We start from the raw sequence: 18,108 nt of genomic DNA, 5'->3' as shown, positions 1-18,108 counted from the left end.
AGTCATTCGTTGTTAGTCGTCAGCCAAGAACTAACAGTTAATAGCTGCTGGCTGTTGACTGCTGACAATTACAGGAATTACACAGAGGATGTGAGGAACCCGGTTTCGGCGCAGTTGATTTGTTGACCAACCCAAAATTTATTACGAGAAACCCGGTTTCTTTTCCTATGTCCTAAATTAGCCATTTGCAAAATAGTAAATTTTATGCCATTGCGGATTTTATCATTCTTGGGTTTTTTCAAATCTCGCTTGTCTAGGCAAATAGCTTTGTGGGTATTTGCTAGCATTCTTGTGATAGAGGGAATTATTTTAGTTCCCTCTTATTTTAGGCGAGAAAATGAACTTTTAAGTCAATTAGAACAGGTATCTCGGGCGACTGTTGATTCCCTAGAGTTTTTGCTGCAACAAGATATTTCCGATCGCACTTTCTTGCAAGAAGAAGTGAAAAATATTACTAAAGATTCTCAAGTAGTCTTAGGACTATCTATTTACCATGCTAACGGTGAGCTAATATATACACTTGGCGAACCCCCAGAAATCAGTTTAGAGAAACTAAAAAAAGCTCGTATAGTTCACAATCACAATTTCGATGGCAAGCGCTACGATATTGCTTGGACGGAGCGACATTTGGGAGGCGATTACATCTTAATTGTTCGCCACGATGCTTCCACCGTTCAACCGGAACTCTACGCATTTATCGGGCGGATTGCGGTTCTAGTCATCATTATATCAGCCTTTGTCACTTCTGTGACTATGTTATTTTTAGGGGTGACAGTAATTGCACCTATCTTGAGATTGCGCGATGACTTGATCGCTGCAGGAGACGCTTTGAGCAAAGATCGAGAAAAACCTGATTTCTACTCTCTGTCTGTCAAGCGCGATGACGAGTTGGGAGAACTCATGGTCGCATTCAATCAAATGTTTCACCGAGTATACAAGGAAATCGCACAGCGGAAACAAGCTGAGGAAATATTGCGCGCCGAACAAGAAAAGTCGGAACGTTTATTACTAAATATCTTACCGGTAATGATTGCCGATCGCCTAAAACAAGGTCAGATAAATATTGCCGACGGATTTGCCGAGGTTACGGTTTTGTTTGCTGATATTGTGGGCTTTACCGAAATATCCTCCCGCACGTCTCCTGAAGAATTAGTCGAATTGCTTAACAAAATATTTTCAGCTTTCGATCGCTTGAGCGAGCAATACGGCTTAGAAAAAATTAAGACGATCGGCGACAATTATATGGTAGCAGGCGGTTTGCCGCTTCCCTGTACAAATCACGCCGAATCTATTGCGGAAATGGCCCTAGAAATGCAGCAAGAAATTATGAAATTCCGCGACGAATGCGGTAAACCTCTCAATATCCGCATTGGCATTAATACTGGGCCTGTTGTAGCAGGTGTCATCGGCACTAAAAAGTTTATTTACGATTTGTGGGGAGATGCTGTGAATACAGCAAGCCGCATGGAGTCTCAGGGACTTCCTGGTAAAATTCAAGTTAGCAGCTCAACTTATGAGTTGCTGTGCGATAAGTATTTGTTGGAAAAGCGCGGTAAAATTAATGTTAAAGGTAAAGGGGCAATGACGACTTATTTGCTTAAGGGCAGAAAATTGTAACTGTCGCCCGCAGGCGGTATGGCTGGAAAGGTTGCAGCCCAGCTATTTCCAACCAACTAATTTTTTTTAACGAACCGCGAAGGCGCGAAGGACGCTAAGGAAGAGAAGAAGAAAGAAGAAAGAATAAAAAGTTCATAAGTGAGTAAAATTTGCTATATTAAAAAGGGAGTTGATGTTAGTTAGACGGGAAAAAATGACGGCTAATCAGGAGCATATTTTTTCAAGTTCACCGATTTGGCAGCCTTTCACGCAAATGAAAACTGCTCCCCCGCCGCTGAAGGTGGTTCGCGGCAAAGGAGCGCTGCTGGAATTAGAAGACGGGCGGCAAATTCTCGACTGTATTTCTAGTTGGTGGGTGACGATTCATGGGCACAGTCATCCGGTTCTGGCTGAGGCTCTTTACAAACAAGCTCAAACTTTAGAACACGTAATTTTTGCCGGATTTACGCACGAACCAGCCCAGAAACTTGCCGATAAATTGATAACTCATACTCCTGATTCTTTGACGCGGATTTTCTTTTCTGATAACGGTTCGACTGCTGTTGAAGTTGCTCTGAAAATGGCATTTCAATATTGGCTAAATCTCGGAGAAACTAACCGCACTAGCTTTATTGGTTTTGAGGGAGGTTATCACGGTGATACTGTGGGCGCGATGTCTGCTGGCAGAAGTTCGCTGTGGTGGGAACCTTTTGCACCTTTAATGTTTCCTGGCGATGTTGTGCCTTTTCCTGCGACTTTTGATGGCGATGAGGAGGTGGAAAGCAAGGAGACGCGGTGTTTGGAGAAACTGGAGTCTTTGTTGAAGCATGGAAAGGGCTATGCAGGAATTTTTATCGAACCTTTGGTGCAAGGTTCTGCGGGAATGCGAATGTGCCGCCCTGAGTTTTTGCGGGCGATCGCACAAATGGCCCGCCAATATAATGTATTGTTGATTTACGATGAAGTGATGACGGGTTTTGGGCGCACGGGCGAACTGTTTGCCTCGCTTAAATCTGGAACTGCACCGGATATTCTGTGTTTATCTAAGGGATTGTCTGGTGGCTGCTTGCCACTTTCTGTCACAATGGCATCGGAGGATATTTATCAAGCTTTCTGGCGAGATGAATCGGACAAAGCTTTTTATCACGGTCATTCTTACACCGGAAATCCCTTAGCTTGTGCGGTGAGTGTGGCATCCCTGGAGCTTTTGGAGCAAAATCCAAATATGTATGAAGGGATGGAAAAACTGCACCACAAATACCTGAATCAATGGCTGAGAGATCATCCTAAACTCGAACGGATTCGGACTTGCGGCACCATCGCAGCAATGGATGTGAAAACCGAAAGCAGTTCCGGTTATTTTAATGAGATCGGCCCTGTATTGAAAGCCAGATTTCTCGAAGCGGGGTTTTTGCTCCGTCCCTTGGGAAACACGCTTTATGTGATGCCTCCCTACTGCATTTCTCCTGATGAATTAGAATCGATTTATCGGGTGATCCGTCAGGTTTTGGATACTTTGTAAACCCTTTAATTTTAGTGATGAATTTACCCAATTGGAACGATTTGGCTGACGACGCGCTGGCGGGCAAATGTATCTCTCGCGAGCAATCTTTAGCCGTATTGCGTGCACCGGATGAGGTTTTGCTGGAACAACTAAACGCAGCTTATCGGGTGCGCCGCCATTACTGGGGAAACCGCGTCAGATTGCACTATTTGCTAAACGCTCAAAGCGGCCTTTGTCCTGAAGATTGCCATTATTGTTCTCAGTCCAAAATCTCGACTGCGGAAATAGAGAAATATCCGCTTTTAGCTAAGGAAAAAATTCTGGAGGCGGCCGGGCGCGCGGCAGATTTAAAAGCTGGTACGTTTTGTTTGGTAATTTCTGGCCGCCAACCCAACGCATCTACTTTCGATCGCGTTTTGGATGCTGTCGAGACTGTGAAAGCAAATTATAACCTGAAAATTTGCGCTTGTTTGGGGTTGTTGAGCGAGGAGCAAACTCACCGTTTGGCTAAAGCTGGAGTCGATCGGGTAAATCACAATCTCAACACTTCCGAATCATACCACACGGAGATTTGCACAACTCACACTTTTGCCGATCGCACAGAAACCGTCGAAAACGTCAAAGCAGCCGGAATCACCACTTGTTCCGGCGGAATTTTGGGGATGGGCGAATCGGATGATGATGCGATCGATTTAGCGCTGTCGTTGCGGAATTTGGGCGTTACCAGCGTACCAGTCAACTTTTTCATTCCAATCCCCGGAACGCCCTTTGCCGAGGTTAATCGCTTAAATCCCCGCCAATGTTTGCGGATTCTCTGCTTGTTCAGATTTTTGCTTCCCAGCCAAGAAATTCGGATTGCTGGGGGACGGGAGGTGCATTTGCGTTCCTTACAACCCCTCGGACTCTACGCAGCTAATTCTATCTTTGTGGGCGATTATCTGACTACTCCCGGACAAGCGGCCAATCAAGATTGGGATATGATTCGAGATGCGGGATTTGCGATCGAATCTCCCGACGGTTCTATCTTAGAAGTTAATTCAAAAGATCAGACGGCGGTTTAAACCGCGCCTACAAAAACGATGTCCGCCTCCGCGGACTAAAGAATTTCACCGCCAATTCTTCAACCCGCGGAGGCGGGTTTTGTCTGTGTAGACGCGAATTCTATTCGCCCGGTCTTCTTGAATTAACCAATATCAAATCATACAATAGGGGAAACTGTGGACAAACGCGAAGAAATTACGATCGCAGAATACCAAGCAACCGCCGAATCTTTCCTGCAAGGAACATGGCATCACGACGTATCCCAAAATCGCGACGCACTCACCGCTGCCATGCCCCGCAATCCCGGTAAAATCCTCGATATAGGATGCGGGCCAGGACGAGACTTAGTAGCGTTTAAAAGCCAAGGACATACAGTTGTAGGATTAGATGCAACTCCGGCTTTTGTAGAAATAGCAAAGAAATTATCCGGCTGCGAAGTTTGGCAGCAATCTTTTCTGAATCTCGACTTACCAAAGGCAGAATTTGACGGTATTTTCGCCAACGCTTCCATGATTCACATTCCCAGCGACAAAATGGTGAAAGTGCTGCAAGATTTGCACAAAGCCTTAGTTATTGGCGGTGCAATTGTCATGTCAATGTGCCGGGGAAATTGGGAAGGCTACGACGAACGGCCGACAGGAAAACGCTACACCGCGGGATGGGAATACGAAACTTTAACACCCTGTTTAGAACAAGCAGGATTTGCAATTGTCAATCATTACTATCGCCCTCCCGGCTTACCGCGCGAAGCTCAATCTTGGCTAGTAATGGTGGGAAAAAAAATCTAATATAAATCAGCAATTGCCAATCTTTCCCCTCTCTTCCTCTGCGCCCTCTGCGCCCTCTGCGGTAAAAAAAAACTAATTCAAAAAATCACAGAAGATTGTTGTATACTATTCCCAAGTCAAAAAAACCAACTTCTGCACAAATTAAAACAAAATTAATATGACAGATAAATCGCACATCTTTTTAGCAGGTGCTAGTCGAGGCGTCGGCCTAGAAATCGCAAAATGTCTCGTAGCACAAAAGATGCAAGTAACAGCACTTTTGCGATCGCCCGCAACGCGCACCGAATTAGAAGCAATGGGCATCAAAGTCATGACTGGCGATGCTTTGGACACTGCGGCTGTCGAAGCTGCAATGGCTGGCAGCGAACCAATTCATGCCACAATCAGCACCGTTGGCGGCTTGCCAAAAGATGGGGAAAGAGCCGATTATTTGGGAAACAAAAACTTGATTGATGCTGCCGTTAAAGCAGGCGTGCAAAAGTTTATTTTAGTCTCATCTATTGGTAGCGGTAATACTGCCGCCGCTTTGCCGCCGCAAGCTTTAGAAACTTTGCGCCCGGTGTTAATTGAAAAGGAAAAAGCGGAAAATCATTTGATCGCAAGCGGGATGATTTATACTGTGATTCGTCCGGGCGGATTGAAATCGGAACCGGCGACGGGGAACGGTGTTTTAACGGAAGATTGTCGGGTGGCGGGAACGATTCACCGCGCGGATGTGGCGCAGTTAGTTTGTCAGTGTTTAGTTTCTGATGCTGCTAACAATAAGGTTTTGTCGGCGGTAGACAAGCAAATGGTTTACGGCAATCTAGAATATGAAGTATTAAATCTCTAGGGGCGGGCTAGAAGCCCACCCCACAAGAAAATTTACTTGTTGTGGAACAGGCAAGATGCCTGTTCAAAAAAATGGCGCCTGATGCGAGTAAAATCCGATCGCACTCAAGAATCAAAAGGTTTAATCAATGATCGCCCGTTAGCGAAGCCCGCCCCTACGGGGGCTACGCCAACGAAGAGGATCGCCCAATCCAACACCAAACGTGCGATCGCAAACAATACCACACTCTCGACACCACCAACCGCAAACGGCAATAACTCCTGTGGGGCGGGCATCTTGCCCGCCTCAAAAAAAAGTCCCGCCTCAAAAGACAATCCAGCATCCAACTGTCCAAAAGCGCGCACCAGCCCAAAAGCCAACACCACACCAGATTTAAGGTGCGGGTTAGTATCGCGGCGGATAGCGTAACGGTAGGTAACGCCGAACAAGAAACCGCCCAAAAGCGCCATCACTCCTCTGAAGGCAAAATTTAGGTCAATTGCCCTTACCTGCAAACTCGCCAGAGAATCCCACCTCTGGGCTAGGATTAAGCTGTTAACAAGGGCGATCGCCCCAAAACCCAGCAAACAAGACAAAGCAGCTACACTCCCTGCCTTCAAAGATTCTACCCGTTCAGCCGCACTAAAATTTGATGAATCCTTCACAGCACCTTCATTCCAAAAATGGCTCAAATTAAATTATCATAAGGGTTGGAGTCACTTTGTACAGTTCGTTCAGTAAATAGCTATGGATATTTTGTCACTCGGTTGGGTTTCGGTGCTAGTTTTGTTCTCCTTCTCAATTTCAATGGTGATTTGGGGCCGCAACGGTTTCTAGATCCCAAATAAGATGTACGGTTGAAACCGCCGAGTCTTCAACCCGCGTCGGCGGGTTTTGTTTGTGTAGACGCGGTTTCAACCGCCGAGTCTTTTAAATCCTATTTAACCAAAACTAAATAACAGGAGTTACAAATATGACAGCCAAAAAAATCTTAATGCTAGTCGGCGACTTTGTAGAAGACTACGAAGTAATGGTACCATTCCAAGCACTACAAATGGTAGGTCACACGGTCCACGCAGTCTGCCCCGACAAAGCCGCAGGTCAAACAATTCGCACTGCAATTCACGACTTTGAAGGCGACCAAACCTACAGCGAAAAACCCGGTCACAACTTCACTTTAAACGCGACTTTTGACGAAATCAACTGCGCCGATTACGATGCTTTAATTATCCCCGGAGGAAGATCCCCAGAATACATCCGCCTCAACCAAAAAGTGCTGCAAATTACCCGCTACTTTGCTAATAATAAAAAGCCGATCGCATCTATATGTCACGGCTTGCAAGTCCTCACCGCCGCCGGCGTGCTCGAAGGCAAACGCTGCACTGCATACCCCGCTTGCAGCCCCGACATACTCCGGGCCGGCGGCAAATATACCGAAGTTCCCGTTACCGAAGCCGTAGTAGATGGCAACTTAGTCACAGCCCCCGCGTGGCCTGCTCATCCTAACTGGTTAGCTGAATTTCTGAAGGTTTTGGGAACAAAGATCGAACATTCAGAAACAGTTGAAGTATGACGATTTTTACAGTCAAAGTCAAACCAAATTCCCAACAGCAAAGCATCGAAGAGCAACCAGACGGCAGCCTCAAATTACATCTCAAATCGCCACCAGTCGATGGAAAAGCTAATCAAGAATTAATCGTGTTGTTGGCGAAAAAGTTTAAAGTGCCTAAATCTGCGATCGCCATTAAATCGGGTTTGTCGTCCAAAAATAAACTTGTCGAAATTGCGATCGAACCTTTCATTCAGTTGACAGTTGACAGATGAGTGCGACCTCTACCTAGAAGGAAGAGGATTGAAGTAATGAATAGTTTTCTTTTAATTTCTCCCGATCAGGGAGAGGCTTTAAACCAATTCTTTCTGGTAACTTAGAAATAAGCTGTTAGTCATTTAAATTTTTTGCTTGAACCCCTTACAGTATGGGGTATAGACCACAAATAATGCAGTTTAAATGTAGAACAGCTTAAAGGTAATAACAAATCTATCTAAAGAGAGATACAGACTCAAATTTAAAGTCCTATATTAATAGTTGTAGAGTTAGAATATAAAATTATGAGCATTGAAAATAGAGTCGAAGCAACAGCGAAGAATATTGAAGGCAAAATCCAAGAAGCTGCTAGCGAAGTTACAGGCAATCAGAAAGATAAATTAGAAGGTCAAGCCAAGCAAGACCAAGCATCAGCAATTCACCTGAAAGAAGACCTCAAAGATAAAGCAAAAGAGATTGTAGACAAAGCTTAGTAACAGTATTTGCTACAAGTTTCCTGCCTACTAAATCCCGCAAACGATATGTTTGCGGGATTTTTTATAATGATCCTAAATTATTTGTACCAATATCTTGGGGCGGGTTTTACCAACCATAATTGCCCAAAACTAACCATCTCATAAACCCGCCCCCACCCACCCAAAATTCAGAATTAATTGAATTTAACGGTTGGGCGACGATGCTTAATCGGGGTTATTCGTTGGGTGGGGGCGGATTTATCAACATTATTGGTGCGTGGCAAAATTCATCGGCGAACCGCCCCTACAGATTCTAGTAATTCATAATGCAAAAGCATTAATTTTGTGGCGGGAATTGTTTCCATTGCATAAGTTGTGCCATCTTGATGAGAAAATTCTACCTCAAAAGCACTGCCATCAAATTCCATCACAACTGTTCCTACTTGTCCTTTATATAATTTAAGGATTTGTTTTGTTTCAAAATGGGTTGCTTCTAAATCTTCAGTTAAAGCAACAATATCTAGGTCTTTAATTGTTTTCATTGTTTTTACCTCACTTTTTGACGGGATAACAACTTGTTAATCTGGGGAAACTTTCACCGGAGCGGACGATCCAAGCTGCTAGAATCAGAGATTCACCTACTGCGGTTTTTAGCCCGAATTTCATGTTGTAATGTGTTCCGTATTCATTGTTTTTTTGAATAACAACATCTTCGTTGATAGCAGCTTCTTTTAAAGCCTGTTTGAGCATTTCAGCATTTTTTAGGGTAATGCCTAACTTACTGGCAAACAAAATAGCTTTATTTTTTCCTTCTTGGTGATTCAGATTTAGAGAATATTCTTCTATTTTATTGCCTAAATCTGCTAGATGACCATTGGGCAGTTTCACTATTGACAACTTTTTTTGAAGGACAAAAAAAATATTGGTCTGCTACGATAATCGACTTTTACCAGAAAGAATTGGTTTAAAGCCTCTCCCTGATCGGGAGAAATTAAAAGAAAACTATTCATTACTCCAATCCTCTTCCTTCTAGGTAGAGGTCGCACTCATCTGTCAACTGTCAACTGTCAACTGAATGAATCATATCTCAATTATATCGTCTTTGAGTTGGGGGCTGGTTTATCAAGATTAATGGTGGGTGGCAAAATTCATCGGCTAACTGCCCCTTCCTTCCAATGCCCAATGCCCGATTCCCAATGCCCAATCCCCAATGCCCAATCCCCAATGCCCAATGCCAATAAAAAAGCCAGGGATGGATATCCCCAGCTCGAAACATAGCACAATTAGTTTTGAGAGTTGGTAGGGCGATGTTTCACAATCGACCCCACCCACTTTTACCCAAATTAAATCAGGGTAATGTCAGCAGCCGTAATGCCAGGTCTGCCATTCAGAATTGCCAGCGTAACGCCTGGGTCAGAACCACCAAAACCGTCAGAGTCAAATCCTAGTCGTCCAGTTGAATTTTCATAAAAGACGAACGGCTCTGTCGGCCCCGCCCCTGCTGGACCAAAACTGCTGTTGTACACCCCACTCTCAAGCGCCAAGAACGCCTGCGAAGAAAGTCGATTCGTATTTTGCACTCCCCTCAAGTTGGGGAAGCCGTTGGAGTTATTGATTTGGAAGATAAACTTGTCTTGCCCGATCGTAAAATCGCCGATTTGGTCTGCGTTAGTAGTACCCGCCGCGACGCCCTCGCCGAAGTTGTTGTAGTAGAAGCTGTCATTGCCCAATCCGCCAGTCAGGGTGTCAGCACCAGGCCCCCCACCGAGAGAGTCGTTACCTTCACCTCCGCTCAAATTGTCGTTACCAAAGCCGCCCAGCAACGTGTCGTTTCCGGCACCGGCATTTAAGGTATCGTTCCCGGCTCCTCCGAGGGCGTCGGTAGCATTGAATGAGTCGCCGAACAGGATGTCATCCCCGTTACCAGTAGTGACCACATCAGTGCCGTTGCCACCAATAATGAAGTTGCTGCCTACAGTATCGGTAATCAAGTTGACGACTGTGCCGGTAAAGGTGACGCTGCTAGCGTAGGAGATGAAGTCGTTACCCGCAAAGTTGCCAATCAGGCGATCGAACTGGCTGCCAAAGATGATGGTGTCACTTCCCTCGCTACCGTTCATGAGGTTGGTGACGGTGAAGCTGCTGGCAGTAGTAGGATTGGTGTAGCCAATTAACGAATCGTTACCCAGCCCGCCTTCGAGAGTAATCAAAGCAGTACCAGTACCACCAAAAAAGGCCTTGGTAGCATCGATAGTATCGTTGCCATCTCCACCGGCTGCGTTAGTAAATGTACCGCTCAAGCTGTCGTTGCCTTCGCCGCCGATCATTGTATCAGTCGCAAAAGCTGCAACGATCGTGTCATTGCCTACTCCGCCGTCGAGCAAGTTGCGACCCGCGAAGCCTGGAAATGAACTGGAGGCGCCTACGCTCGAAATTACATTCGGCACCGACGCCGACATGATGAAGTCGTCGCCTGCACCTCCCAACGCAGTATCAGAAGTGGCAAAAACGTTGATTGTGTCGTTACCGTCGCCACCGTCAAAGAAGTTTCTGCCACCGCCAAACTCGCCGATCGCGCCTTTGAGAGAATCGTTGCCGGCACCGCCGAGCAAGGTGGTTCTCTCAATGCCGATCGTGATCACGTCGGAAGTAAATGGGCTGGTTTGGGTACTGTTGGTAATGACTAAGATGTCGTCATCAAGATCGCCCGACAGGTAGCTGTTGCTGGCCACACCGTACAGTGTGTCGTTGCCTTTACCGCCGAAGAGAGTGTCTCTTACATTGATACCTACAACCAAGTCGTCGCCCAAGTCGCCCCGCAAGAAGTTGCTGCCTTCATTGCCAGCGAAGCCAATACCCAAACCACCCTCTAAGGAGAGGTTGTTGCCACCGCCTGCGATGAAGAAGCCGATCGAGTCATTGTCCTTGCCGCCGTAGAGCGAGTCTCTTCTCTGCGCTCCTCCCAGCATCGTATCCGCGCCCTCATTACCAAACATGAGGTTAGCTTCGACAGTACCTTGGAGGAAGTCTTCTCCCGCACCGCCGTACACCGTAGCGCGGGCTTCAGCGACTATGGTGTCTGAGCCTCCGTCGCCAAACAGCAAAGCCGGAGTCCGCTGGGATCTGATTGAATCTTCGTCGTCGCCGCCGTACAGTGTATCGTCCGGGCCAACTGAAGTCAGAGTATCGTTATCGGCTTGGCCAAATATTAAGCTGCCGCCCAGGGTGGAAGTTCTAACGAAATCCGCTCCGGCTCCGGCGAATACTGTATCCGGGCCCAGTCCCGGAAGGTTTAAATCTAATTGATTAGGATCGTCACTTAAAGTTGTCATACAGCTTCACTCCTCTACTTGTTGGTCATCGCTGGTGCGACTACAGACACTGCCTAGAACACCGAATGTTTGGATTCCGCTGTAGTTTAACCTGTTTGCCAGCCGCAAGTCTAGCCTACTGGCGTTAACCCTGTCTAGACTTTCTCCCTCGCGGATTTTTTGCTTGTAAGCTTTTATTTTCAATGTCTTCACCCTTTAATAATCCTGGTGCGCTGTCTCTGGTGCTCACGCTCAAGAAGACGTGGCTCATATTCTTAATGTTCCATTCTGGATTGGCGATCGGGGATCGCGTCCAGGGGAGGAAATTAAAGATTACAAAAGGCAGATCTGGGTGATCGGGAAGACAAGGGAAATTGGGAGATTTGTTACTGGGTAACAAGGCTTTGTGGCAATTTCCGGTTTTCCAGGCAGGGCCGTCATTTAATAATTCTGGCTTGGATCGAACTCGCCAACCGCTGCAGGGCTGTTTCATTCTCTTGTAGGGGCTGCCCCCCGTGGCTGCCCCTATCTCGCCAAACACCTACCAAATCGTGGATGGGGAGGGTCGGCACGGGGGCACGACCCCTACAAAACCCTGGTTTTCCTGAGCAATGTTACAGCCCTCCGTACCGCTCCGGGCTTTAAAAGTCTACGCCCCGCTTGAGTTCTACGCCCCGATCGCCGTAGTGTTTGTGACAGTATACCTCGGAGTGTACGCTTGCCAAGTCAAAGTAAGCGTGGGGTTTGTGGCAACGCCCGGTGATAATAATTTCTGTATCCCGCGGCTTGCGTAGCAGGGCTTCGACGATCGGCTCTACTGGCAGCAGCTCTAAGTCTACTGTGGGATTGAGTTCGTCGAGAATAATCGTTTTGTACCAGCCGCTGGCGATCGCACATTTGGCGATTTCCCAGCCGCGTTCTGCTTCGATGCAGTCTAGCTCTTGCTGTTGCCCCCGCCAAACTATAGCATCCCGACCGCACCGCTGGTGGTCTACTAGCTGTGGGTAGCTTTGCCGCAAAGCTGCGATCGCCGCATCTTCTGTATAACCCGTGCCACCTTTGAGCCATTGCACGATTAACACCCGGTGAGATTGGTCTTGACTGATACCCCTACCTATTGCCTGCAAAGCTTTGCCCAAAGCGCTCGTAGACTTGCCTTTACCCGCTCCAGTGTATATTTCGATACCGGAAATATTATGCTCTGCCGCTGCGGGGTGATAGTGGGGCTTCATTTCTGAGTGTAAGTCGGCAATCTCCAGCAAAGCTTCCGGGGCCGCTCGGCCTGTGGCGATGACTTCTAAATATTCTGGTTTGTTTTTGAGGGTTTGGACTACTTCGTCAACTGGCAGCAAACCCAAGTCCAATACGGGGTTTAGTTCGTCTAGCACCACCACGGAATAGAGCTCGCTGGCGATCGCTCCTTTGGCGATATCCCACCCTCGCTGAGCTTCGGCGCGATCGAAGCGGGTGATTGCTTCGGCCCCAAAATATTCGGCTCTGCCGGTACGCACTTGGTCGATTAAGTGCGGAAATGCCCGTTGCAAGGCTTCTATTGCCCCGTCTTCGTCGTAGGAGCGGCCGGGGCCTTTGAGAAAGCGCAGCAACAAGACTCGCGTGGGCGAGTCAGAATTGATACCCAGCCCGATCGACCGCAACACTACTCCCAAAGCTGCCTGAGACTTGCCTTTACCAGCGCCGTCGTAGACGTGAATCTGACCCGCGGCGCGTTCCGACCGGGATGAGGCTGTCCGAATACCAATGCCATTCCTTACCATAATCAGCAGTTGTTTGAGTCTGTAGCGGGGTGGGTATTCGATCGCGCGCCTTGAATGTTTAATTTTTCCATTCTGTTGGCGGATCTCAACAGATTATACGATAAGTTCTAACCCCCAATCTTTTAAGCAGCGATTTAACGCAATCAGGTGCTCAAACCTCTGGTTAAGATTATTCCGTTTGTGCTGTACAATTAAAATTTAACACGGACTGATATACCTAAAGGCTTATGATTGCGAGTGTTTTCCCATTTCGGACTGTTTTGGTGCAAATTTTAATTATGTTTTTGGCGATCGCGATCGAATCGTGGTTTTTGCAAAAACTACTTAAACTCGGCCCCAAAACTAGCATTGAATATACAGCCATCCTCAATCTATCTTGCACTTTCGTAGGCTGGTTAGTTTTCTTCGGCATTGAAAGCGTTCTTCCCAAAGATTTGCGGGAACAGCTTATCGGTTATATTTTATTAGGACGTGGGGATAATGTTTACGCTCCAATAACTATGATAGCAGTCTCAGTATTAGCAGTGACTTTTCTAGCTAAATGGCAGGGATTAGAATTCATAGAAAACATGGTTTTAGGCAATAAAAAAGCTTCCAAACCTCAGTTTTTAGGACCACCCACCCTCACCCGCCGTCCTCCCAAAAAAACTTTTCAAGTAACTACCCAGTTTGGAGGAATTTTAATCGCCCACACTGTTAGCAATGTCGTTATTTTAACCGTGTTGTTTTTGCAAAGCGTCTATTGAAATTTATGATGAAGCAATTTTTTGATGCCACTCAGCAACTCACTAAGCTGACGAACAACCTTTGGGAAACCAATAAAAAAATCCAAAAGGCGATGATTCCGCCTAAAGTTGTCCACTGGAAGACTCCTTTACTGCTCAGCATCTTTTTAGCTTTGCTGACAGTGGCGGCAGTCACTGACTGGCGGACGAGAACTCTGCTTTTTGATATGAGCTGGTTATTTTTTACACTTTCAATGGGTTTGCTGACCAGCCAGCAACCTTTTGTGATTAAAGGAGTAAGTCTGAGTCCGTGGGTGACAAGCATCTTAATTGGCTTGTGGTTACTGATAAGATTGCCGTCGGATAGGAAGGAAATAGCATGGATATCCGGACCAATTATAGCAGTAGTAATTCTTGCTATCATAAGGGTTTGGAAGAGCGATTCAAAACGGGAAAGTATCAGCGAGTTGATGCGCCCTCAGTTTTTGATGATTACTCTAGTTCACCTGCTGTTTTCCTGTTGGTTTACTTTTCACTTTTTAATTCAAGGTTGGATACAACAGTATCCGAGCGTTTTATCTCAGGATTTGAGGCAAAGCGATTATGTGGTGACATTTCAACAGCCAACTATTAATCGCTCCAGAGGAGTTGTTATCCTCAATGAAATGGAGCGATACCTGCAAAATGAAGCCCGCACAAAACCGTGGGCGCAAGTAGAGCAAATGTTAATAGATATTGACAACGAGCGATTTTTTCTGCGGAATCAAGCCTTAAAAACAACTGGGGTAGTCGCAGAAGATGCGAGGTGGGATGTCAAAACTTCGATCGTCCAAGGAGAGTCCCGCTATCAGTTAGAGATGCAGGCAACTTGGCTGGGATTGGTTTTTAGACCGGAAATATATTCGTTTACCAAATCTTGCGAGGTGTTCGCGATAGCCAATAGGGCGACTGTAACCTGCGGTGCCATCAAACGCTCTCAACCCGGACAGAAAAAAGATGGAACGCCGGGGGACAGTCAAGTTTGATTCTGTCTCTGTTAACTAATTGCGATCGGTATAGCGGGAGAGTGGGAGAGTCTGAGAGTGGGAGCGCCTGAGAGTCTGAGATGGAAAAAATCCTCTTTCTTCCCTCTTCCCTCTTCCTTCTTCCCTCTTCCCTCTTCCCTCTTCCCTCTTCCTTCTTCCTTCTTCCTTCTTCCTTATATTAAAGTATGGCGAAAGTTTCCAGCGGGTTAATAACTAGATGAATTTAAGAAGAATCTTGACAGTCGCGACCAATGTATTTTGGGAAGTAATTCGCGATCGCATCCTTTACTTAATTATTATTTTTGCTCTGTTGATGGGAGCCTCGGTACGGTTGATACCGGAATTGGCGGCGACAACCGAGAAGAAAATTATCTTAGATGTCGGTTTGGCTGCTATGAGCCTCCTCGGTCTAATTGCCACAGTTTTTGTGGCTACCGGATTGGTCAACAAAGAAATAGAAAAGCGGACTGTTTACCTGTTAATTGCTAAGCCGATAAGCCGGGCTGAGTTAATTGTGGGCAAGCACTTAGGGCTGTCGGCGGTGCTGGCGGTGCTTGTAGCGGCAATGACTGTTATCTATCTGGCTATTCTGAGTTTGAGCCGCATTCCTTTCCCTTTGGAAAGCATTTTAATCGCTTCGTTGTTTGTCTGGTTTGAGCTGTGTCTCATGGCCGGTGTCGGGATTTTATTTGGGGTTTTTAGCAGTTCGCTGCTGGCAACTTTACTGACATTTGGCGTTTATTTAATGGGACATTCGACGCGGGATTTAGTGGCGTTGGGCAAGTTAACTAAAAATCCTGGCCTTGAACAATTGATGATGGGACTTTATCTGGTTTTGCCGGATTTAGCCAGATTCAATTTGAGAAACGATGCTGTTTACGGACAAGTTCCTTACTTGGCAGGTTTGATTACAGATGCTGGCTACGGTTTGGTGTATGTGGTGCTGTTGTTGTCAATTGCGATCGCCATATTTTCCCGTAGGGAATTTTAAACAGTTCGCAGCATCGGACTTTAGTCCTAGGATTGGGAGGACTAAAGTCCTGACTGCGAACCAATTTTATCGAATTAGCGCGCTAAGATATAGACAAGGTTATCGATCGCCCATCTCGACTAAAACTTAAACTTTTATTGGTAAAATGAGGTGACTTATGACTACTGTAATTCACAAACCGATATCGCAGCTCAAGATTACTTGGCCGCTGCTTCCCGATGATTTCATCCTACCAGACGACCCTGTAGACGATATAGACCATCCCTTGCTAGCTAACGGTTTGCGCCAGTCTGTAGTGGATTCCCCCGAACTAATGCAAGACGCACTCATAGTTTCTAATTTTGCTTTGTGCGCTGCAATTGACGATCGCACTATTTGCAAAGCCCCAGACTGGATGTACGTGCAGCCGGTTCAAAAGAGGCCTCACAACTATCCCCGCCGCAGTTACACGCCTCATACCGAAGGAACAGTTCCTTTTGTAGTGATGGAATTTCTATCAGCTACTTACGGCGACGAATACTCTGTCGAACACACAGAAGAAATCGGCAAGTGGTTTTTTTACGAACAAGTAATCAAAGTTCCTCGCTATGTCATTTTTCGGCCGCATACAGGCAGAATAGAAGTTTATGCGCTTGAATCCGAGCGTTATGAGAATCAAAATCCTGATGAAAACGGCCGTTATTTAATACCTGGATTAAATCTATTTTTGGGGGTTTGGCAGGGAACTCGCGAAGGTAGAACGGGATATTGGCTGCGCTGGTGGAATGCTGAAGGAGAACTGCTTTTGTGGCCGGAAGAAAGGGCAGAAAATGAACGCCAGCGGGCAGAAAATGAACGCCAGCGAGCCGATCGCCAACAGCAAGACAAAGAGTTAGCCCAGACGCTGCTGGAACAGGAAAGACAGCGAAATCAAGAACTTTTGGCTCGATTGGCAGCCCTCGGTATCGATCCAGAATAGCATTAGAAGTCCGATGGAAGTCGGAAGAAGGAAGAGGTTCGAGGGAAGAAGGGAACCCGATCGAGATATGCTTTCTTCATCCTTCTTTCTTGAGTTTGCTTTCTTACTTCTCTGTTTGTAACAAAAAGTTGAAATTATGTTAGTAGAAAAACTAGAACAATTAAAAGATATTTTCGCACAGATGGAACGGGCTTTGATTGCCTACTCGGGCGGAATTGACAGCACTTTGGTGGCAAAAATAGCTTTTGATGTGTTGGGCGATCGCGCTTTGGCAGTTACTGCTGTTTCCCCGTCTTTACTGCCAGAAGATTTAGAAGATGCGCGGATTCAAGCAGCAGAAATTGGCATTGCCCACCAGGAAGTAGAAACTCAGGAAATGGCCAATCCCAATTACACTTCTAACCCGGTTAACCGCTGCTATTTCTGCAAAAGCGAACTGCACGATACTTTGAAACCCTTAGCACTAGCAAAGGGTTATCCTTATGTCGTGGATGGGGTTAATGGTGACGATTTAAAGGATTACCGTCCCGGAATTCAGGCTGCGAAAGAACGCGGCGCGCGATCGCCTTTAGCAGAAGTAGGCATGACTAAATTTGAAGTGCGGCAATTGGCAAAAGAATTGGGTTTGCCTTGGTGGGACAAACCCGCTCAACCTTGTCTGAGTTCGCGCTTTCCTTACGGCGAAGAAATCACCGTGGGAAAGTTGCAAAGAGTGGGGCGCGCTGAACGCTATTTGCGACAGTTGGGACTGAAAAATTTGCGAGTGCGATCGGATGGAGATACGGCCCGCATTGAGTTACCCGCAGAGGAGATTCAGGAGTTTGTGGTAAATACGGATTTGCCTGCATTGGTGGCGGTGTTTCAGGAGTTTGGTTTTGTGTACGCGACTTTGGATTTGGAGGGGTTTCGCAGCGGCAAATTAAATCAGGTTTTGCAACCTGAGCTTTTGGGTGGGAAAGGTGGATTAATTTTCTATAATGCAAAAAATTTCTCATGATTGATGTAGTTTGGGACATGAACACAGGGGATCAATCTCCATCGAACCTTTACCAAAAAAAATTGGTTTAAAGCCCCAAGCCTTGTAGGGAGAAATTAAAAGAAGACTATTCATTACTCCAATCCTCTTCTTTCCAGGTAGAGGTCGCTATCAACTATCAACTGTCAACTGTCAACTGAACTTTGATGTAGCCACTTATAGCTTTCAAGGCTCGAATTGTGAGGATTACAGGACTTACGCAAAAGTAACGTATTTCTGTCGCCCAGCGAACTCAGTGAAGCAATCTCAGGCGTTGCTTAATCAGGG

General features: G+C 46.3%; 19 protein-coding genes. 14 read left to right on the top strand and 5 right to left on the bottom strand.

Going from position 1 to position 18,108, the window contains the following annotated elements:
* Positions 1–204: 204 nt before the first annotated feature.
* The 5 genes from QUA44_RS05320 to QUA44_RS05300 all read left to right on the top strand — a co-directional run bounded on the left by QUA44_RS05320 (position 205) and on the right by QUA44_RS05300 (position 5,761).
* Positions 205–1,617 carry an adenylate/guanylate cyclase domain-containing protein gene (locus tag QUA44_RS05320; protein WP_333251866.1) on the top strand — a complete coding sequence of 471 codons (1,413 nt, stop codon included), beginning with the start codon at positions 205–207 and terminating at the stop codon, positions 1,615–1,617.
* Between the two features lie 172 nt (positions 1,618–1,789).
* Complete coding sequence (gene bioA / locus QUA44_RS05315) at positions 1,790–3,118, top strand: adenosylmethionine--8-amino-7-oxononanoate transaminase (RefSeq protein WP_333309541.1); 1,329 nt, start codon at positions 1,790–1,792, stop codon at positions 3,116–3,118.
* 17 nt (positions 3,119–3,135) lie between these two features.
* Positions 3,136–4,161: a biotin synthase BioB gene (gene bioB / locus QUA44_RS05310; RefSeq protein ID WP_333251867.1), complete on the top strand. Its 1,026-nt coding sequence runs from the start codon at positions 3,136–3,138 to the stop codon at positions 4,159–4,161.
* 156 nt (positions 4,162–4,317) lie between these two features.
* Complete coding sequence (locus QUA44_RS05305; RefSeq protein WP_333251868.1) at positions 4,318–4,929, top strand: class I SAM-dependent methyltransferase; 612 nt, start codon at positions 4,318–4,320, stop codon at positions 4,927–4,929.
* Between the two features lie 157 nt (positions 4,930–5,086).
* Positions 5,087–5,761: an SDR family oxidoreductase gene (locus QUA44_RS05300; RefSeq protein ID WP_333251869.1), complete on the top strand. Its 675-nt coding sequence runs from the start codon at positions 5,087–5,089 to the stop codon at positions 5,759–5,761.
* A gap of 104 nt (positions 5,762–5,865) precedes the next feature.
* Here QUA44_RS05300 and QUA44_RS05295 read toward each other — a convergent pair whose 3' ends face one another.
* Positions 5,866–6,405 carry a hypothetical protein gene (locus QUA44_RS05295; protein ID WP_333309538.1) on the bottom strand — a complete coding sequence of 180 codons (540 nt, stop codon included), beginning with the start codon at positions 6,403–6,405 and terminating at the stop codon, positions 5,866–5,868.
* Positions 6,406–6,487: 82 nt separating this feature from the next.
* On the opposite strand from QUA44_RS05295, the gene petN reads away from it, so the two are divergent.
* The 4 genes from petN (at position 6,488) to QUA44_RS05275 (ending at position 8,038) form a co-directional block, all read left to right on the top strand.
* Positions 6,488–6,577 (top strand): cytochrome b6-f complex subunit PetN, encoded by a 90-nt coding sequence (gene petN, locus QUA44_RS05290; protein WP_071883976.1) that lies wholly within the window; start codon positions 6,488–6,490, stop codon positions 6,575–6,577.
* Between the two features lie 136 nt (positions 6,578–6,713).
* On the top strand, positions 6,714–7,313 hold the full coding sequence (locus tag QUA44_RS05285) for a DJ-1/PfpI family protein (RefSeq protein ID WP_333251871.1): 600 nt from the start codon (positions 6,714–6,716) through the stop codon (positions 7,311–7,313).
* The gene (locus tag QUA44_RS05280; protein ID WP_333251872.1) at positions 7,310–7,564 is read left to right on the top strand and encodes a DUF167 domain-containing protein; all 255 of its coding nucleotides are present in this window, start codon (positions 7,310–7,312) and stop codon (positions 7,562–7,564) included. Before QUA44_RS05285 ends, QUA44_RS05280 begins: the two co-directional genes overlap by 4 nt.
* A gap of 285 nt (positions 7,565–7,849) precedes the next feature.
* Complete coding sequence (locus tag QUA44_RS05275) at positions 7,850–8,038, top strand: CsbD family protein (protein ID WP_333251873.1); 189 nt, start codon at positions 7,850–7,852, stop codon at positions 8,036–8,038.
* A gap of 269 nt (positions 8,039–8,307) precedes the next feature.
* Here QUA44_RS05275 and QUA44_RS05270 read toward each other — a convergent pair whose 3' ends face one another.
* The 4 genes from QUA44_RS05270 to QUA44_RS05255 all read right to left on the bottom strand — a co-directional run bounded on the left by QUA44_RS05270 (position 8,308) and on the right by QUA44_RS05255 (position 13,106).
* Positions 8,308–8,562 carry a DUF4926 domain-containing protein gene (locus tag QUA44_RS05270; RefSeq protein ID WP_333251874.1) on the bottom strand — a complete coding sequence of 85 codons (255 nt, stop codon included), beginning with the start codon at positions 8,560–8,562 and terminating at the stop codon, positions 8,308–8,310.
* Between the two features lie 10 nt (positions 8,563–8,572).
* Complete coding sequence (locus QUA44_RS05265; protein WP_333251875.1) at positions 8,573–8,908, bottom strand: DUF6883 domain-containing protein; 336 nt, start codon at positions 8,906–8,908, stop codon at positions 8,573–8,575.
* Between the two features lie 455 nt (positions 8,909–9,363).
* Complete coding sequence (locus tag QUA44_RS05260) at positions 9,364–11,352, bottom strand: calcium-binding protein (RefSeq protein ID WP_333251876.1); 1,989 nt, start codon at positions 11,350–11,352, stop codon at positions 9,364–9,366.
* A 620-nt stretch (positions 11,353–11,972) separates the two neighbouring features.
* Complete coding sequence (locus QUA44_RS05255) at positions 11,973–13,106, bottom strand: cob(I)yrinic acid a,c-diamide adenosyltransferase (protein WP_333251877.1); 1,134 nt, start codon at positions 13,104–13,106, stop codon at positions 11,973–11,975.
* A gap of 227 nt (positions 13,107–13,333) precedes the next feature.
* Between QUA44_RS05255 and fraC the strand changes: the two genes are divergently transcribed.
* From fraC to larE, 5 genes are all read left to right on the top strand, one after another.
* Positions 13,334–13,852, top strand: a complete 519-nt coding sequence (gene fraC, locus QUA44_RS05250) for a filament integrity protein FraC (RefSeq protein WP_333251878.1) — start codon at positions 13,334–13,336, stop codon at positions 13,850–13,852.
* A 5-nt stretch (positions 13,853–13,857) separates the two neighbouring features.
* Entirely contained in the window at positions 13,858–14,856 is a 999-nt protein-coding gene (locus tag QUA44_RS05245; protein ID WP_333251879.1) for a DUF5357 family protein, read from the top strand.
* Between the two features lie 217 nt (positions 14,857–15,073).
* Positions 15,074–15,847: an ABC transporter permease gene (locus QUA44_RS05240; RefSeq protein ID WP_333251880.1), complete on the top strand. Its 774-nt coding sequence runs from the start codon at positions 15,074–15,076 to the stop codon at positions 15,845–15,847.
* Between the two features lie 157 nt (positions 15,848–16,004).
* On the top strand, positions 16,005–16,805 hold the full coding sequence (locus QUA44_RS05235; RefSeq protein ID WP_333251881.1) for a Uma2 family endonuclease: 801 nt from the start codon (positions 16,005–16,007) through the stop codon (positions 16,803–16,805).
* 136 nt (positions 16,806–16,941) lie between these two features.
* The gene (larE, locus tag QUA44_RS05230) at positions 16,942–17,802 is read left to right on the top strand and encodes an ATP-dependent sacrificial sulfur transferase LarE (protein WP_333251882.1); all 861 of its coding nucleotides are present in this window, start codon (positions 16,942–16,944) and stop codon (positions 17,800–17,802) included.
* The last annotated feature ends 306 nt before the right edge of the window (positions 17,803–18,108 follow it).

This window comes from Microcoleus sp. N9_A2 (assembly GCF_036701775.1).
Lineage (GTDB): Bacteria > Cyanobacteriota > Cyanobacteriia > Cyanobacteriales > Microcoleaceae > Microcoleus.
The sequence above is the reverse complement of the archived record's forward strand: the minus strand, read 5'-3'. Positions and strand labels throughout refer to the sequence as shown.

Coding starts and splice junctions, on each gene's coding strand:
- QUA44_RS05285 (WP_333251871.1), top strand. CDS start 6,714: ATGACAGCCAAAAAAATCTTAATGCTAGTCGGCGACTTTGTAGAAGAC.
- QUA44_RS05275 (WP_333251873.1), top strand. CDS start 7,850: ATGAGCATTGAAAATAGAGTCGAAGCAACAGCGAAGAATATTGAAGGC.
- fraC (WP_333251878.1), top strand. CDS start 13,334: ATGATTGCGAGTGTTTTCCCATTTCGGACTGTTTTGGTGCAAATTTTA.
- QUA44_RS05270 (WP_333251874.1), bottom strand. CDS start 8,562: ATGAAAACAATTAAAGACCTAGATATTGTTGCTTTAACTGAAGATTTA.
- larE (WP_333251882.1), top strand. CDS start 16,942: ATGTTAGTAGAAAAACTAGAACAATTAAAAGATATTTTCGCACAGATG.
- QUA44_RS05280 (WP_333251872.1), top strand. CDS start 7,310: ATGACGATTTTTACAGTCAAAGTCAAACCAAATTCCCAACAGCAAAGC.
- QUA44_RS05245 (WP_333251879.1), top strand. CDS start 13,858: ATGATGAAGCAATTTTTTGATGCCACTCAGCAACTCACTAAGCTGACG.
- QUA44_RS05300 (WP_333251869.1), top strand. CDS start 5,087: ATGACAGATAAATCGCACATCTTTTTAGCAGGTGCTAGTCGAGGCGTC.
- QUA44_RS05320 (WP_333251866.1), top strand. CDS start 205: ATGCCATTGCGGATTTTATCATTCTTGGGTTTTTTCAAATCTCGCTTG.
- QUA44_RS05255 (WP_333251877.1), bottom strand. CDS start 13,106: ATGGTAAGGAATGGCATTGGTATTCGGACAGCCTCATCCCGGTCGGAA.
- QUA44_RS05235 (WP_333251881.1), top strand. CDS start 16,005: ATGACTACTGTAATTCACAAACCGATATCGCAGCTCAAGATTACTTGG.
- QUA44_RS05240 (WP_333251880.1), top strand. CDS start 15,074: ATGAATTTAAGAAGAATCTTGACAGTCGCGACCAATGTATTTTGGGAA.
- petN (WP_071883976.1), top strand. CDS start 6,488: ATGGATATTTTGTCACTCGGTTGGGTTTCGGTGCTAGTTTTGTTCTCC.
- QUA44_RS05260 (WP_333251876.1), bottom strand. CDS start 11,352: ATGACAACTTTAAGTGACGATCCTAATCAATTAGATTTAAACCTTCCG.
- bioB (WP_333251867.1), top strand. CDS start 3,136: ATGAATTTACCCAATTGGAACGATTTGGCTGACGACGCGCTGGCGGGC.
- bioA (WP_333309541.1), top strand. CDS start 1,790: ATGTTAGTTAGACGGGAAAAAATGACGGCTAATCAGGAGCATATTTTT.